This window comes from Hymenobacter sp. HDW8 (assembly GCF_011305775.1).
GTDB lineage: Bacteria > Bacteroidota > Bacteroidia > Cytophagales > Hymenobacteraceae > Hymenobacter > Hymenobacter radiodurans.
Window position 1 is genome coordinate 3,727,126 of sequence record NZ_CP049907.1, and the last position, 16,035, is coordinate 3,743,160.

Here is a 16,035-nt window from a genome sequence, read left to right on the forward strand (position 1 = left end):
TGACATGCATTTAGAAATCATCACGCCAGACCGGAAAATATTTGCGGGCGAGGTCACTTCGGCTCAGTTTCCAGGGGCGGATGGACTTTTTGAAGTGCTTAATAACCACGCTCCGCTTATCAGTGCTTTGCAAGCGGGTAGCATCAACGTGAACAGCCCTACGGGCCGCGAATCCTTCCGCATCGAAGGTGGCGTGGTAGAAGTGCTGCGCAACAATGTTATCGTGCTGGCTGAAGGCGTAGTTGCTTAAGCTGGTTTATTTAGTAATAAAAAGCCTTTCCTTTGCTAGGAAAGGCTTTTTTGTTTTGGCTGGTCTTGCTCTCTTTGGCTACTCTTGAGGAGGAGCTACCAACGCCAGACCGATCTAATTTTGCCCCCCACAGTATCGGTATCCCGAGATTCGGCAACATCATTCTGTATGCACATCTATCCTAAAATCACTCCCATCTATCAAACGTCGGTTTTCAAATTTGAGGATCTGGATGGCATAGCGCAGTATTTCGATGAGCCCGGCAGCCGCTATATGTATTCACGGAATGGCAATCCTAACTCCGATGAACTGGCCGAAGCGGTAAACCGACTGGAAGGTGGGCAGGGGGCAATTGCAACGGGCTCCGGCATGGCGGCTATCCTGGCGGCCATTTTAGCATACTGCGAAGCCGGTGACCATGTGCTCTGCGCTGCCGATATCTATGGTGGATCAGCGGCTCTGCTGAATCAGGAGCTGAGTCGCTTGGGAATTTCGGTAAGCTATGTGCCTTTCGACGAGCTTTATGACCTAAAGCATCATCTGCAACCCCGCACCCGCCTGTTGCTAGCCGAAACTATGAGCAATCCGCTGTTGCGCGTGGTAGACTTGAAAGCTTTGGCCGAAGAATGCCACCAGCATAGCGTAAAGCTGGTCATTGATAATACGTTTGCTACGCCCCTGCTTACTCGACCTATTGAATATGGCGCCGATATTACGCTGCACAGCGTAACTAAATACCTAGCTGGCCATTCTGATGTAACAGCCGGGGTTGTCGTGGCTGCGTCTCCTGAAATTGCTGCTCGTCTGCGTCAGATCGGAATGGTCATGGGCTTAACACTAAGCCCAATGGAGAGCTGGTTGGCTGTGCGTGGACTCAAAACGCTGCGCTTGCGTGTGCAGGAGCACAGTTCCAACGCGCTGGCCATAGCCCAGATGCTAGAGGGCCACCCGCTCGTACAAGAGGTATATTATCCAGGGTTGCCAAATCATGCGGAGCACCCGCTTGCCGCTCGCCAAGGCGGGACGCAGTTTGGAGGTATGCTTTCCTTCCGTTTGCCCGATGATGAGAAGCTCGTGAATCAGTTTATGCGCCGCTCCCAGCGCTTTCCATTTGCCCCATCTTTGGCGGGCGTTGATTCGTCGCTGTCGCATCCACTTAGCACTTCACACCGCGCCCTCACGCCTGAGCAACAGCAACGACTGGGCATCACCGTAGGTCTGATTCGTTTATCGGTGGGAATTGAGTTGAAAGAAGAATTAGTAGCCGATCTAGAGCAGGCTTTGGGATAAAGAGCCACAGTCCCAAACGGATATGTGCCCTAAAGCCAGTATGGCGTCACTAATTTGCCCCCCACTATTCATTGGTGCTCAATCCAGGGTCCGTCTTGCTACTCTAAGCGAATCCTTCAACTCAGAATCGAATTGCGCGAGCTCCTTAGCTTACTGCCAAAGTAGAGCTTCTGACAATTAGTTTTGATTTTAACTCTAGGCTGTGGCTGGCTAAAATCGGCGTATTTTCAAGGAGTGCTTCGAATAGAATCCGGGCGGCTTCTCGGCCCATAGTGTAGGCTGGCTGGGTAATAGTGGTGAGGGGAGGACTCAGAAAAGAGGCTATTTCGAGATTGGAGAAGGCTATGATTTTTATATCTGTTATAATAGACAGCCCCAGATTCTGGCAGGCTTCATAGCTACTCATTGCTAGGCTTTCGACCGACGCGAAAATTCCGTCGATATCCGGTCTACGTTGCAATAACCCTTGAATCATCGTCACATCCTGGTGCTTAGTGGTTTGTGCGTGTAGCATCAGTTCATCATCGAAAGCAATACTGTTATCGTGTAGAGCGGCAACGTAGCCTTGCGTGCGCGTACGCCCGATGGATAAGCTGTTCGATACTGCCAAGTGAGCTATGGTGCGGCAGCCGTTATCAATAAGATGGCAAGTTGCCGCGTAGCTGCTTTCATAATTATCAGTCGTTACCTGCGCCGTGTCGAGGCCGTCATACACCCGATCGAAAAATACAGTTGGAATATTTCGTTGTCTTAGTAAATCTAGATGATTAAAATTCTGACTGGTGCTAGCAACCGATATCAAAACCCCGTCAATTCGCCCCCCAACCAATAATCGGGTAATTGCTAATTCACGCTGATAATTATCATGCGTTAGATAAATTAATACGTGGTAATTATTGTCGCGCGCAACCTCCTCAATTCCATTTATTACCAAGGAAAAAAAGGGGTTTGTTACTTCCGGGAGTATTACTCCAATTGTTTTGCTGTTGTGTCGGCGTAGGCTGCTGGCGTGTGGATTTGGCTCATAATTCAACTTTTGGGCCATGGCCAATACTCTGGCTTTGGTCTCCTGTGATGCGCTTTTACTGTTATTAAGAGCTCTGGATACCGTAGCCACAGAAAGTTTCAATTCTTGGGCAAGTCGCTTCAGGTTTACCGGCTCCATCAATCAAATTATTAAAATGAGAGCAAACGAATTATTTCGTTTTTAATGTGATCATTGGGGGCAAAACTGGCAGGTAAAAGAAGCCGCAGAGGTGACACCTATGGTGCTAAATTGATTTTTGATAAATGAATTTAGCGCCTGAGATAAATCCCAAAACCGATTCTCTGCCAATCTTAGATAATTAAACGGAGAGTTTTTTATTAATCACTGTAAACGTTTACGTAAATAAAAAAGCCCCCCGATGATTGATAGCCAGTGAGTTTGCGGAGATTACAATACTAATTCTCCACTAAGCCCACCGTCCCATGCGAACACCTACTCTTTTGCTGATATTCTTGGCGCTGGTCGCGAGCTTATCAGCACATGCCCAAACCCGTCAGGTGGCCGGCACCGTTCTGAGCGCCGTCGATAAGGCGCCGCTCCCTGGAGTCTCGGTAGTTGTGAAAGGCACTACCACGGGTACTTCCACTGATCCCGAAGGAAAGTTTAGTCTGTCGGTGCCCACTGAAAGCTCGCCGGTGCTGGTGTTCTCCTTTATCGGCTTCGAGTCGACGGAAGTGAGCGTGGGGGGCAATTCTACAGTTGGTTCAGTCCAGTTAAAGGAGAAAACGACGGAACTGAATGATGTAGTGGTAGTAGGCTACGGCACCCAGCGCAAACAGGATGTAACGGGTTCCGTCGCTTCCATATCGGCGGAGCAGGTGGCCGAAACACCCATTACGCGGCCGGAGCAGATACTGCAAGGTCGCGTGAGTGGCGTGCAGGTTACGCAAACGAATTCGGAGCCGGGCGGCAGCGTTTCTATCCGGATTCGGGGTACCAATTCCATCAACTCCGGCAACGAGCCGCTGTTCGTGATTGACGGCTTTCCGGGCGCCGGCGACCTGAACTCCATCAACCCCAGCGACATCGAGTCGATTGAGGTGTTGAAAGATGCGTCGGCCACCGCCATTTATGGCAGCCGGGGGGCAAATGGCGTCGTAATTATCACCACTAAAAAAGGCAAGGCCGGCGCAAATACCATCAGCTTTGAAGCATATACCGGCGTGAGCAACATTCGGAAGCAGTATGAGCTGATGAATGCCACGGAGTATGCTACGTACCTGAATGAAGCCCAGACGCTCAATAACTTAGAAAATAGAACGACTACGCCTTTACCCTTTACTCAGCAACAGATAGATCAGTTTGGGGAGGGCACCAACTGGCAGGACGAGGTTTTTCGCCAGGGCCGGATAAGCAACTACCAGCTTGGCTTTAATGGGGGCAACGCGGAGACGCGCTACAACTTGAGCTTCAACTATTTCGATCAGGACGGTATTATTCAGAACTCGGGCTTTAAGCGCGGATCTATTCGGCTGAACCTAGATAAGAAGGTTAGTAATAAAATCAACCTCAACTTCACCAGCCAGATTTCCCGGACACAGCAGCAGCGCACGACCGTGAATAGCAACGGGGGCAGCCTTGGCGGCGTGGTGCTGGACGCTCTGCGCTTTAGCCCCACGCAAACCGTGCGCGATGCGGATGGCAACTACACCTTACAAAACCAGCCAATTCCCTACGTGGAAATTGGGGGCAACCCCGTTGCCTACGCCGACCTGGCCAAGGACGAGGCAACTATCACGCGGGGCTTAATTAATGTGGCCGGCGAGTATGAAATTCTGAAGGGTTTGAAGCTGCGCATTTCCGGCGGCGTTGATGTGTTTGGCAACCAGCGCGACCAGTTTATTCCCTCCACGGTGTTTGTAGGACAAAATACCAATGGCTCGGCAACGAAAGCGTCGAACAGTAATTATAGCTGGCTGAATGAAAACACGCTGACCTTCGACCGGGCGCTAAACGAGAATAATGCGCTGAATGTGGTGGTGGGTCTTACGTCGCAGCAATTTGTAAACGGTAACTATAGCGCCTCGGCAAACAACTTTTTTACGAACGCCTTAGGTAGCGACAACATTGGTATTGGTGCCAATGTGCTGACGCCTTCATCCGGAAAAAACCAGAATACGCTGGCGTCTTATTTTGGCCGCGTCAACTACCGCCTGTTCGAGAAATACCTGTTCACCTTTACCATGCGCGCCGACGGCTCGTCGCGTTTCGGAGAAGACAATAAATGGGGATATTTCCCATCGGCGGCCGTGGCGTACCGGGTTATTGATGAGCGCTTCATGGAGAACCTGACTGCTTTCAGCGACCTGAAGCTGCGCGCCAGCTACGGCATTACCGGCAACCAGGAAATCGGCTCGTATCAGTCGGTGGGGCGCTATGGCTTGAACGCGTACACCGCGGGCACTACCCGCTTAGTTGGTCTGACGGCGTCTAATATTCCCAATCCGAATCTGAGCTGGGAGTCAACGGCTTCTACCGATGTGGGCATTGACTTGGCTTTCCTGAAAAACCGAATAACTGTAACGGCAGACTATTACTACAAGAAAACTACGGATCTGCTGCTGCAAGTGTCGATCCCGCAGACCTCGGGCTTCTCCAACATTCTGCAAAATGCCGGCAGCGTGCAGAACAAAGGCTTTGAGTTTTCTTTGAATACGGTGAATTTTGATACCAAAGCATTCTCCTGGAATACCAACCTGAACCTGTCGCTCAACCGCAATGAAGTGCTCGACCTGAACGGGGAGCGGGAGCGGTTTGTGGGTCAGTCCAGCACCAGCATCTTCCCAGGCGCCACAGGCGCGACGAGTGTGCTGCGCGTAGGAGAGCCAATTGGCGCATTTTACGGCTACGTGTTTCAGGGAATCTGGCAGACGCCTGAAGAAATTACGGCCAGCGGCATCACCACCAGCGTGCGACCCGGCGACCCGCGCTACGCCGACCTGAACGGCGATAACAGAATTGACGGTAACGACCGGACCATCATCGGGCAGGCCCAACCTAAGTTTATTTACGGCGTCACCAACAACTTCACCCTGGGGCCAGTTAGCCTGAACTTCTTTATTCAAGGCGTAGAAGGCTCCGATATTCTGAACCTGAACCGCTACGAGTTGGAGTCGGGGTTTGTAGCTCCTAATAAGCTGAAAACGGTTGTCGACCGCTGGACTGGCCCCGGCACCAGCAACACCATCCCGAAAGCCAACAGCGTAGTGCGACGCAATACGGGCATCACAAGCGACGTGATAGAAGATGGCAGCTTTGTGCGCCTCAAAACCGCTACCATTTCCTTCCAAGTGCCCGTGCCACAGGGTATCAGCGCCACCGTAAAATCTGCGAGCATCTACGTGACGGGTCATAATCTGATTACGATTACGGATTACTCGGGCTTCGACCCGGAGGTGAACTCGTTTGGCGACCGCAGCAACCCCAACAACTCGCCTTTGAGCCAAAACACGGACTATAACGCATTTCCCACCACCCGGACCTTCATTGCCGGTGTGCGGATTGGCTTTTAATCAACTAGGTAATAATCGGTACTGACATGAAAAAGAAGATTATTCTCCTGGGCATCTGTTCACTTGGTTTGTTCTCCTCCTGCGAGAAATTTCTGGAAGAAAAGCCCTACGACTTCCTGACGAGCAGCAACTTTTATCAAAACGAAGGCGACGCCACTGCGGCCCTAAACGGCGTTTTTAGCACCATGCAAGCCCAAACGCACTATGGCCGCACCGTGTGGCTGGTGACGGAGCTGCCCGGCGAATACATGGAAGTGGTGGGCGCCGCCACCGGCGACCGCGCCGAGCTGAGCCGCTACACCTACACCGCCAACAACGGCGAAATTGCTTTCTGGTGGATCAACACCTACCGGATGATCAGCCGGGCCAATGATGTGATTCAAAAAACGCCCCCCATCAACATGGATGAGGCGCGCAAAAACAATATCATCGGCAACGCGCGCTTCCTGCGGGCTCTGGGGTATTTTGAGTTGGTGCGCAGCTTTGGCGATGTGCCGTTGATTTTGACCCCCGTGGCTGGCCCCAATGATGATTTACGGCCTTCGCGCACGCCCCAGGAGCAGATATACCAGCAGATTATCGACGATCTGAAGTTTGCCGAAACTAATTGCCTGCCCGAAAACCAAATTCCGGCCGCCAGCAAAGGCCGCATTTCCACGGGCGCGGCCTCGGCTATGCTGGCCAAAGTATACCTGACGCGCGCCAGCACGGCGTTTGCCCAAGGCACGGACAACCAAAGTGCGCTGGAAGCCTGCAACCGCATAATTTCTTCCAATACGTATAGTCTGTCGCCAGTGTACGGCGACGTATTCTTGCCAGATCGGGAAAACGGCCCGGAGCATATTCTCTCCGTGCAGTTCGATTTGCCCCCAACGTGGGCAACATTATCGTGCGGCAGAATTATCCCGCGCTGCTGGGTGGGTTTGCCTCCTTCACGGTTGCGAATGCTTTTGTCAACTCCTACGCGGCTACCGATGTACGCAAAGAGTGGAACGTGAGCAACCGCGCCGGCACCACCGTGCTGCCTCAGTATTACTTCAACAAATTCCGCGACGACCGCCGCATCGGTAACGACTCGCGCGTGAACTGGCTGATTACCCGCTTCGCCGACGTGCTGCTGATGCAGTCGGAGGCGTATAACAACCTGAATGCGGGTAACGCGGCCAAGTACGAAGGCATCAACCGGGTGCGCGTACGGGCGGGCCTGGCGCCGCTGCCGCTCACGGCCACTACCAAAGATGCATTTGTGGATTTGCTGGTGCGGGAGCGTGCTTGGGAACTGTGCAACGAAGGCCACCGCCGCTACGACCTGATTCGGCTCAACCGCCTGAAGCCGGTACAGCAAGCCACCTTCAACCGCACCATCAGCGACAACTACCTGCTATTTCCGATTCCGCAGAGCGAAGTGTTGCTAAATCCCAACCTCACGCAGAATCCCGGCTTCTAGCCTTCAAAAACTACGGCGGGGGCTTTTTTGGTAGTCACGAATGCGTAGTGAGCGTGCGGTTGTATCTGCAAATGCTGCCGGAAAAACACGTCCACACGCCGACTATCAGAAATTGCCCCCCAGCCGCTAGTTACTTGGCTGGGGGGCAATTTTCGAGCGCTCCATATGCCATCAGCCGTTTGTTACGCAGCATTCGCGCCGCCTTTTACGGACTCATTCTTAACCTGAAGTAATGGGAGTACTGCACAAAGCCCTTTTTTCTCTCTTCGCATTAATACTAGTGAGCCAGGCAGGTTTTGCCCAAAAAGCCACTGCTATTCCGGTGGAGCAAGTACTTGCGTTGGCTGAGAAGCAGTATACGGGCTATTTCAGTCAATACCCCGATAGCACGAAATATCCACGCAGCAGCAAAGAGGATGGTACGATTCTGCTCACATCCTCTCGCAACTGGACCAGCGGGTTTTTTGCCGGCAACCTGTGGTATATGGCCCGGCTTACCAATAAGGAAAGCTGGCGCCGCCGCGCCGCCGCCTGGACCGAAACCTTGGAGGCGGAGAAGAATACGACCAGCACGCACGACCTGGGCTTCATTATCAATAACTCCTTTGGTCAGGGCTACGCTCTCACGCAGAATCCGAAGTACAAGGAGGTAGTGTTGCAGGCCTCGGCCACGCTGGGGCGCCGCTTCAACCCGACGGTCGGCGCCATTCGCTCCTGGGATTTTGCGCCATTCACGTATCCGGTTATCGTCGATAATTTGATGAACCTGGAAATGCTGCTGTCGGCGGCTAAGCTCGGCGGCGACACAACCTTGGCGCGCATCGCCAAAACACACGCCAATACCGATCTGAAATACCGGTTTCGTAAGGACCACAGCACCTTCCACGTCCTCGATTTCGACCCGGCCACCGGCAAACTGCGCAAGCAGATGACCCACCAGGGCATTGCCGATAACTCCTGCTGGGCGCGGGGCCAAGCCTGGGCGATTTACGGCTACACCATGCTCTACCGCTTCACCGGCAACAAGCAGTACCTCACCGCTGCCCAAAACGCCGCCGACTATTTCATCAAGCAAACCAACAGGATTCCCGACCACATTCCCTACTGGGATTTCAACGATCCCGCCATTCCCAACTCGCCCCGCGACGCATCGGCCGCCGCCGTGGCTGCCTCGGGGTTGCTGGAGCTGAGCAAGTATGCTAAGAGCCCGAAGAAATATTATGGGTCTGCCACAGCGATGCTCAGCAGCCTTTGCACGCCGCAATACCTAGCCGCGGCCGGCACAAATAACTTTTTCCTGCTGAAGCACTCCACCGGCAACAAGCCTTCTAAATCGGAAATTGATGTGCCGCTGGTGTACGCCGATTATTACTTCCTGGAAGCCCTGTGGCGCCACAAAAACTACACGACATTGGCGCTTCAGTAAGCCTAGAACGTCATGCAGAGGCGGAGCCGAAGCATCTCGCGTGTTTACCAAGAGTAGTAATCCTGCATCAGCCCGCGAGATGCTTCGCGCTGCTCTGCATGACCGCCTTATTTGAGTAAACACGAAGCAATTTGTAGCTCAGTGAGAACTGAATGAATACGCATTAACCATTAGCCTGTGAAAGTCGTCAAACTCACTGTACTACTTCTGATTTTCCTGTTGGGGGGCAAATTTGCTTCCGCCCAAAAAAGTACCCGTCTGACTGAAAACTGGGAGTTCGTAAAACAAGACCTTGGTGGCGTGTGGGAGGCCGTGCGGCCCGTGGGAGCCGGCAATCCGGAAAGCGTGCCGCTGTGGGAGAAAGTAACGCTACCGCACTGCTTCAACGCTCGCGATGCCGTCAATCCAGATGTAAACTATTACCAGGGACCCGGCTGGTACCGCACGCAGCTTGAGGTGCAGAACCCGTATACCAACGGCCGCACACTGCTCCATTTTGAGGGCGCCGGCCAGAAAACCGAGGTCTATATCAACACCACCAAAGTAGGCAGCCACGTGGGCGGCTACGACGAGTGGACAATCGATATCACCCAAGCCGTTGCCGACTTCCAGAAAACGGAAGCCTTCCAAAAGCAATTCAAAGGCAAAATTCCACTCTCCATCCGCAGCGACAACTCGCGCGACCTGGAGATGATGCCTTCCGATTTATCGGACTTCAACCTCTATGGGGGGCTTTATCGCTACCTGAACATGGTGCACGTACCCGCTATTTCGCTGGAGCGGGTGATGGCCAAAGCGGAAGTTGACCCGACCGGCAAACAGGGCCGGCTGAGCATCAAAGCTGCGTTTCAAGAACCCGCGCAGGGTGGTGAAACCCAGGTACAGGTGCGCGTGCTGGACCCCAAAGGCAAGCAGGTTGGCAAGCACCAGGCAAACTATGCGGTAAAAGCGGGCGAGCAAGATTTGCACACGTTTCAACTGAAAACCCCGCAGCTTTGGTCGCCGGAGAAACCGCAGCTGTACACGGTGCAAGTGACCGTAAAATCTGGCGCCGACACCTTTGTGCAAACCGAGAAAATTGGATTTCGGCACATCGAGTTTGTGGAGAAAGGGCCGTTCAAATTAAATGGCCAGCGCCTGCTGTTGCGTGGCACTCACCGCCACGAAGATCACGCGGGCGTAGCTGCCGCCATGACTGAGCCCATGATCCGGCAGGAAATGCGGATGATGAAGGAAATGGGCGTCAACTTTATTCGGCTGGGGCATTACCAGCAGTCGCGCATTGTGCTGCAGCAGTGCGACAGCCTCGGCATCGTGGTGTGGGAGGAGATTCCGTGGTGTCGGGGTGGGCTGGGGGGCAAAATCTACCAGGAGCAGGGCCGCCGCATGCTCACCAACATGATTCAGCAGCACTACAACCACCCGTCGGTCATCATTTGGGGGTTGGGCAACGAAAACGACTGGCCCGGCGATTTTCCGGAGTTCGACAAGGAAAAGATTCGGACTTACATGAAGGAGCTAAACGCGCTGTCTCACCAGCTCGACCCGGCCCGTTATACCGCCATCCGCCGCTGCGACTTCTGCAAAGACATCGTAGACGTGTACTCGCCCTCCATCTGGGCTGGCTGGTACCGCGGCGTGTACACTGATTACAAAGAAGTTAGCGAGAAAGAGTTTCAGGGTGTAAAACGCTTTCTGCACGTGGAATGGGGCGGCGACAGCCACGCTGGTCGCCACTCCGAAAACCCCGATAATGCTCTGGCCAAAATCAGCAGCGCCCAGCGGGCCGACGAACGCGCCGGCGACGCGTCCCTGTTTGGTGGCAGCGCCCGCGTCTCAAAAGATGGCGACTGGAGCGAATCTTACCTCTGCAACCTCGTCGATTGGCACCTGAAAGAGCAGGAAACCATGCCCTGGCTCAGCGGCACCGCCTACTGGCCCTTCAAGGATTTCTCCACGCCCGTCCGCCCCGATAACCCCGTGCCCTACATGAACCAGAAGGGCGTGGTAGAGCGCGATTTTACTAAAAAAGAGGCCTACTACGTGTTCCAATCGTACTGGACCACCAAGCCGATGGTGCACATTTACGGGCACAGCTGGCCCGTTCGGTGGGGCAATGAAGGCGAGCAGAAAATGGTAAAAGTGTACTCCAACTGCGAGCAGGCCGAGCTGCTTGTGAACGGCAAAAGCTACGGCGTAAAAAAGCGCAACAGCCAGGATTTTCCCGCCGCTGGCCTGCACTGGACCGTACCGTTTGTAGCGGGCCAGAATCAGGTGAAAGTGGTGGCGCGCCAGGGCAAGCAGACGGTGCAGGACGAAATCAGCTTCCGCTACCAAACCCAGAAGTGGGGCAAACCAACCCGCCTGACCCTAGAAAAAATAAGTGAAGCCAATGGCTTAACCACGGTCGAAGCCAAGCTATTCGACGCCCAGGGCGTGCAGTGCCTGGACGCGGCCAATTGGGTGCATTTCTCCCTGGCCGGCGCGGGCAAGCTGCACGATGATTTAGGCACCAGCAGTGGCTCCAGCAAGGTGCAAGCCTACAACGGAAGGGCCATCATTCGGCTCGAAGCCCAAGCCGGCAAGACCACCGTATCTGCTCAGTCGCCGGACTTGGAAACCGTGCTGCTGACATTATGAGGAAGAATTCGAAGTCGGTTGGGGGGCTTTTTTACAAGCAAAATACCGCAGCGCATGAGCTGCTGCTAGCCCTGCTGTTGACGTTGCTGGTCATGCCGACGCAGGCCCAGCGCGTGGTGCAATCCATCAATGCGAACTGGCTGTTTAGCAAAGCTGAGGGGCAGGAATTCGCCAGCAGTGTGGCGCCGGCTTCCGGCTGGGAAAAGATATCATTGCCGCATACCTGGAACGCCGCCGATGTGCTCGACGATGAGCCGGGCCATTATCGCGGCGTGGGCTGGTACAAAAAGACGCTGCACATACCCGCCGATTGGCAGCGCCGCCGCGTGTATGTATACTTCGAGGGAGCCAACCAGGAAGCGGAAGTCTTTGTGAATGGGCAGTTGGTGGGTCGGCATGCCGGGGGCTACACGGCCTTCAGCTTTCCCATTAGCCAATATTTGAAGTTCACCGGTACTGGGCTGGCCGCCAATGAGGTGCTGGTAAAGCTCACCAACCGCCACAACGCGGATATTCCGCCCCTCTCCGCCGACTTCACTTTCTACGGGGGCATTTACCGCGACGTGTACCTGGTAGCCGCTGACCCTGTACACTTTGACCTCGATAACCATGCCTCCAATGGCACTTTCATCACCACGCCGGCCGTATCGAACAAGGCGGCGGAGGTGGTAGTGAGCGGCGCCCTCACGAATGCGTCGGGGGAGGCACGCAAGGTGACAGTGCTTACCCAACTGCTCGACCAAAACAGCCAAGTAGTAAGTAAGCGGCAAACCAGCCTTACGCTGAAAGCAGGGGAGAAGCGGCCGTTTCAGCAGAAGCTGCCGCCCGTGCGCCAGCCCCAGCTCTGGTCGCCGGACAAGCCGTATCTGTACCGAGCCGTGTCGCAGGTGTTGGATGTAAAGAAAAAAGCCCCCCTCGATGAAGTAAGCAATCCGGTAGGGCTGCGGTGGTATCGGTTTGATGCCGCCGAGGGGTTTTTCCTCAATGGCAAGCACCTGAAGCTTATCGGCACCAACCGTCACCAGGACTTTCCGGGCTTGGGCAACGCCTTGCCTGATGCCCTGCACGAGCGGGATGTAGAGCTGATCAAGCAGCTGGGGGGCAATTTTCTGCGCGTGTCGCACTACCCGCAGGACCCGGCCGTGCTTCAGGCCTGCGACCGGCTGGGCATTCTGGCTTCGGTAGAAATTCCCATCGTCAACGCCATTACCGACTCAGAAGCCTTTTTCGCTAACTGTCGCACTATGCAAACGGAGATGATTCGCCAAGGCTTCAACCACCCGAGCGTCATCATCTGGACCTACATGAACGAGGTGCTGCTGCGCCTACCCGAAGGCATCAAGCGGGACAACGAGCCCGGGCGTGCCTACCTGACCAAAGTAGCCGAACTGGCCCGCCAGCTCGAAGCGTTAACGCGCCGCGAAGATCCCGCGCGCTACACGATGATCGTCAACCACGGCGATTTCAAGCTTTACCAGCAAGCCGGCCTGCCCGCCATTGCACAGCTCGCAGGCTGGAACTTGTATAGCGGTTGGTATTCCGGCGACTTGTCGGGTTTTGCGCAGTTCCTGGATATGCACCATCGCGAGCTGCCCACCAAGCCCTTGCTAGTGACCGAGTACGGTGCCGATTCCGACGTGCGCCTGCATTCCTTCCAGCCCCAGCGCTTCGACAAGACGTCGGAGTACGCCAATCTGTTCCATCAAGTCTACCTGAAAGCCATTCTGGAACGACCCTTCGTGGCGGGCAGCAACGTCTGGAATCTGGCGGAGTTCAACTCGGAAACGCGGCAGGAAGCCGTGCCGCATATCAACAACAAAAGCCTGCTCACCGGCGACCGACAGCCCAAGGATTCCTACCTGTTTTATCAGGCGCATTTGCTCAAAACGCCCTTCGTGAAAATCGGCTCCCGGGGCTGGACGCTACGGGCCGGCACCGCTGCCACTTCCGATTCACTCTACTGTCGGCAGCCCGTGGAAGTGTACACCAACCAGCCCGCCGTGCAGCTTCTGCTCAACGGCCGCGACCTAGGCACGCAACCGACCGAGTTTGGGGTGGCTCGCTTTCAGGTGCCATTCAGTAATGGAGTCAACCAATTACGAGCTCAGATAGCCGGGCAAGTTGTCTCTGACCAGATTGATATCAACTTTCAATTGCTGAGCCCAAACCTGGCGTCGGCGCAGCTGCCCTTCACCGAACTGAACGTGAGCCTGGGCGATAAGCGCACCTTCACCGATGACCGCCTGCACCAAGTATGGGTGCCGGAGCAAGCCTACACGCCGGGCAGCTGGGGCTACGTGGGGGGCAAAATCTACAAGCAAGCCGGCAACCGCGTGCCCTACGGCTCCGACCGCAACATTCTGGGCACCGAGTACGATGCCATCTACGAAACCCAGCGCCTCGGCCTCACCCAGTTTCGCGCCGACGTGCCCGACGGTGAGTATGAAGTAGTCCTGCATTTTGCCGAGCTGGAAGCCGTGCCGCAGGGCGAGCAGCTGGTGTACAACTTAGCCGGCCCCGGTACCAACGGAAATGCCTCATCTAAGCAGGAGCGAGCCTTTTCTGTCTTGGTTAACGGCCAGGAAGTGCTGCCTGAACTCAGTGCCAAAACCTACCTGCTACCCTTGCAAGCGGTTAGCTTCAAGGTAACTGCATCGGCGCGAGCAAAGCAGGGCATACGCGTTGATTTCAAAGCCCAGCAAGGCGAAGCCATGCTCAATGGTATTCAAATAAAGCGGCTGTATTAAGCCAATAAATGCAGCGGTACTTTTAGTGACTCGAAGCGCGTTATTCTGCTTTCCTGTAAAAATAAAGCCATCCCTTCATCCTGACGACCTAACCCTACTGGATATTACTGGGAATTTAGATAGTTGAACACGGTCAGGTCATAGTACTTATTCTCGGACTCGCTTAGCTGCTGCACATGAGGCTTGAGCCGTAGGAGCACTAGGTATCGGTTAATACCGTTCCGCTTGGCGGAACTGAGCTGAGGTCCAGTAAGTACTCACAGGCGCTGCGAAACGAGTCAGCCTCGTCGGGAGAATCTTGATTGACCAAGTGGTACCCACTCGCTTAATGGTTCTCAAGCAGCCAGGTGGCCCCATCTAACATAGCGGGCAAAGGCACACAACCGGGAAATTGCCATGGTTAAAAGTTCGGTACAACAGGTAAACGGGTAGCTGCTTCCCTTCCATTCCTCAAACCGCCTCGCGAAAAGCCAGGGGCGGCAGGCCCTCGTACTTCTTGAAAGAGATGTTGAAGTAAGACGCCTATTCGAAGCCCAGGCCGCTGCTGACAACTATCTTACCTGCAATGTTCTGCGGGAGAAGGGGTGGCGCATTACTGGTTGAAAGTTGAAAAAAATGCCCCCGCTTAGCGGTTTATCATTTTCTGTTGGGCCTCGGCGTAACGGGCACCCTGCACGGGGATGCGCGCAGCGGCCTGCTCAATTTCCTCCAAGTCGTCGGTCGTCAGCTCCAGCTCAACGGCCCCGAGGTTTTCTTCGAGGCGGTACCGCTTGGTGGTGCCGGGGATGGGCGCAATCCAGGGCTTTTGGGCCAGCAGCCAAGCCAGCGCAATCTGGGCCGGTGTCACCTGCTTCTCCTGGGCCACGCGGACCAGCAGGTCCACTAGGGCCTGGTTGGCCTGACGGGCTTCGGTCGAGAAGCGCGGCACCGTGTTGCGGAAGTCCGTCTTATCAAATTCCGTATGCTCATCAATCTTACCCGTCAGAAAACCCTTGCCCAGCGGACTGAAGGGTACGAAGCCAATGCCTAGTTCTTCCAGCGTAGGCAGGATTTCCTGTTCCGGCTCGCGCCACCACAACGAATACTCGCTCTGCAGGGCCGCCACCGGCTGCACGGCATGGGCGCGCCGGATGGCCTCCATGCCGGCCTCGCTCAAGCCAAAGTGCCGCACCTTGCCTTCCTGAATCAAGTCTTTGACTGCCCCGGCCACGTCCTCCATGGGCACATTCGGGTCGACGCGGTGTTGGTAAAGCAGGTCGATGCGGTCGGTACGCAGGCGCTTAAGCGAATTTTCCACTACTTGCCGGATGTGGGCAGGCTGGCTGTTGAGGCCCCCACGGTTCTGGCCGGTGACTTGGTCAATGTCAAAGCCAAACTTGGTGGCGATGACCACTTGGTCCCGTACGGGCTGCAGGGCTTCGCCTACCAGCTCTTCGTTAACCCAGGGGCCATACACCTCCGCCGTGTCGAAAAAGGTCACGCCCTGCTCCACGGCGGCCCGAATCAGCTGAATCATTTCTTGCTGGTTGGGGGCCTGGCCGTAGCCAAAGCTCATGCCCATGCAGCCTAGGCCGAGAGCCGATACCTGCAATCCGTTAGTGCCTAATGTGCGTTGTTGCATATCCGTGATTCGTAAAGAGTATAAAGAATTGAACGTGCTGCTGCAGGAATTGCT

At 54.9% G+C, this 16,035-nt stretch carries 10 protein-coding genes; 8 read left to right on the forward strand and 2 right to left on the reverse strand.

Going from position 1 to position 16,035, the window contains the following annotated elements; translation table 11 throughout:
* The first annotated feature begins 4 nt into the window (after positions 1 to 4).
* Together atpC and G7064_RS15930 are read left to right on the forward strand one after the other, a co-directional pair.
* Complete coding sequence (gene atpC, locus G7064_RS15925; protein ID WP_166074357.1) at positions 5 to 250, forward strand: ATP synthase F1 subunit epsilon; 246 nt, start codon at positions 5 to 7, stop codon at positions 248 to 250.
* Between the two features lie 168 nt (positions 251 to 418).
* Entirely contained in the window at positions 419 to 1,540 is a 1,122-nt protein-coding gene (locus tag G7064_RS15930; protein ID WP_166074358.1) for a trans-sulfuration enzyme family protein, read from the forward strand.
* 145 nt (positions 1,541 to 1,685) lie between these two features.
* On the opposite strand, the gene G7064_RS15935 is transcribed toward G7064_RS15930, so the two are convergent.
* Positions 1,686 to 2,705, reverse strand: coding sequence for a LacI family DNA-binding transcriptional regulator (locus G7064_RS15935; protein ID WP_166074359.1), 1,020 nt, complete (start codon positions 2,703 to 2,705; stop codon positions 1,686 to 1,688).
* A gap of 305 nt (positions 2,706 to 3,010) precedes the next feature.
* Here G7064_RS15935 and G7064_RS15940 point away from each other — a divergent pair, with 305 nt between their 5' ends.
* The 6 genes from G7064_RS15940 to G7064_RS15965 all read left to right on the forward strand — a co-directional run bounded on the left by G7064_RS15940 (position 3,011) and on the right by G7064_RS15965 (position 14,360).
* Entirely contained in the window at positions 3,011 to 6,100 is a 3,090-nt protein-coding gene (locus G7064_RS15940; protein ID WP_166074361.1) for a SusC/RagA family TonB-linked outer membrane protein, read from the forward strand.
* Between the two features lie 26 nt (positions 6,101 to 6,126).
* Positions 6,127 to 7,098, forward strand: coding sequence for a RagB/SusD family nutrient uptake outer membrane protein (locus tag G7064_RS15945; protein WP_166074362.1), 972 nt, complete (start codon positions 6,127 to 6,129; stop codon positions 7,096 to 7,098).
* A complete protein-coding gene (locus G7064_RS15950) occupies positions 7,095 to 7,547 on the forward strand; it encodes a RagB/SusD family nutrient uptake outer membrane protein (RefSeq protein WP_166074363.1) in 453 nt (150 codons plus the stop codon). The genes G7064_RS15945 and G7064_RS15950 overlap by 4 nt, the downstream gene beginning before the upstream one ends.
* 232 nt (positions 7,548 to 7,779) lie before the next feature.
* Positions 7,780 to 8,973 carry a glycoside hydrolase family 88 protein gene (locus G7064_RS15955; protein ID WP_166074364.1) on the forward strand — a complete coding sequence of 398 codons (1,194 nt, stop codon included), beginning with the start codon at positions 7,780 to 7,782 and terminating at the stop codon, positions 8,971 to 8,973.
* A 177-nt stretch (positions 8,974 to 9,150) separates the two neighbouring features.
* Entirely contained in the window at positions 9,151 to 11,613 is a 2,463-nt protein-coding gene (locus tag G7064_RS15960) for a glycoside hydrolase family 2 TIM barrel-domain containing protein (protein WP_205711128.1), read from the forward strand.
* A complete protein-coding gene (locus tag G7064_RS15965) occupies positions 11,610 to 14,360 on the forward strand; it encodes a glycoside hydrolase family 2 TIM barrel-domain containing protein (protein WP_240935537.1) in 2,751 nt (916 codons plus the stop codon). Before G7064_RS15960 ends, G7064_RS15965 begins: the two co-directional genes overlap by 4 nt.
* A 625-nt stretch (positions 14,361 to 14,985) precedes the next feature.
* Here the strand turns inward: G7064_RS15965 and G7064_RS15970 are convergent.
* Positions 14,986 to 15,981 carry an aldo/keto reductase gene (locus G7064_RS15970; protein ID WP_166074365.1) on the reverse strand — a complete coding sequence of 332 codons (996 nt, stop codon included), beginning with the start codon at positions 15,979 to 15,981 and terminating at the stop codon, positions 14,986 to 14,988.
* Positions 15,982 to 16,035 lie beyond the last annotated feature (54 nt).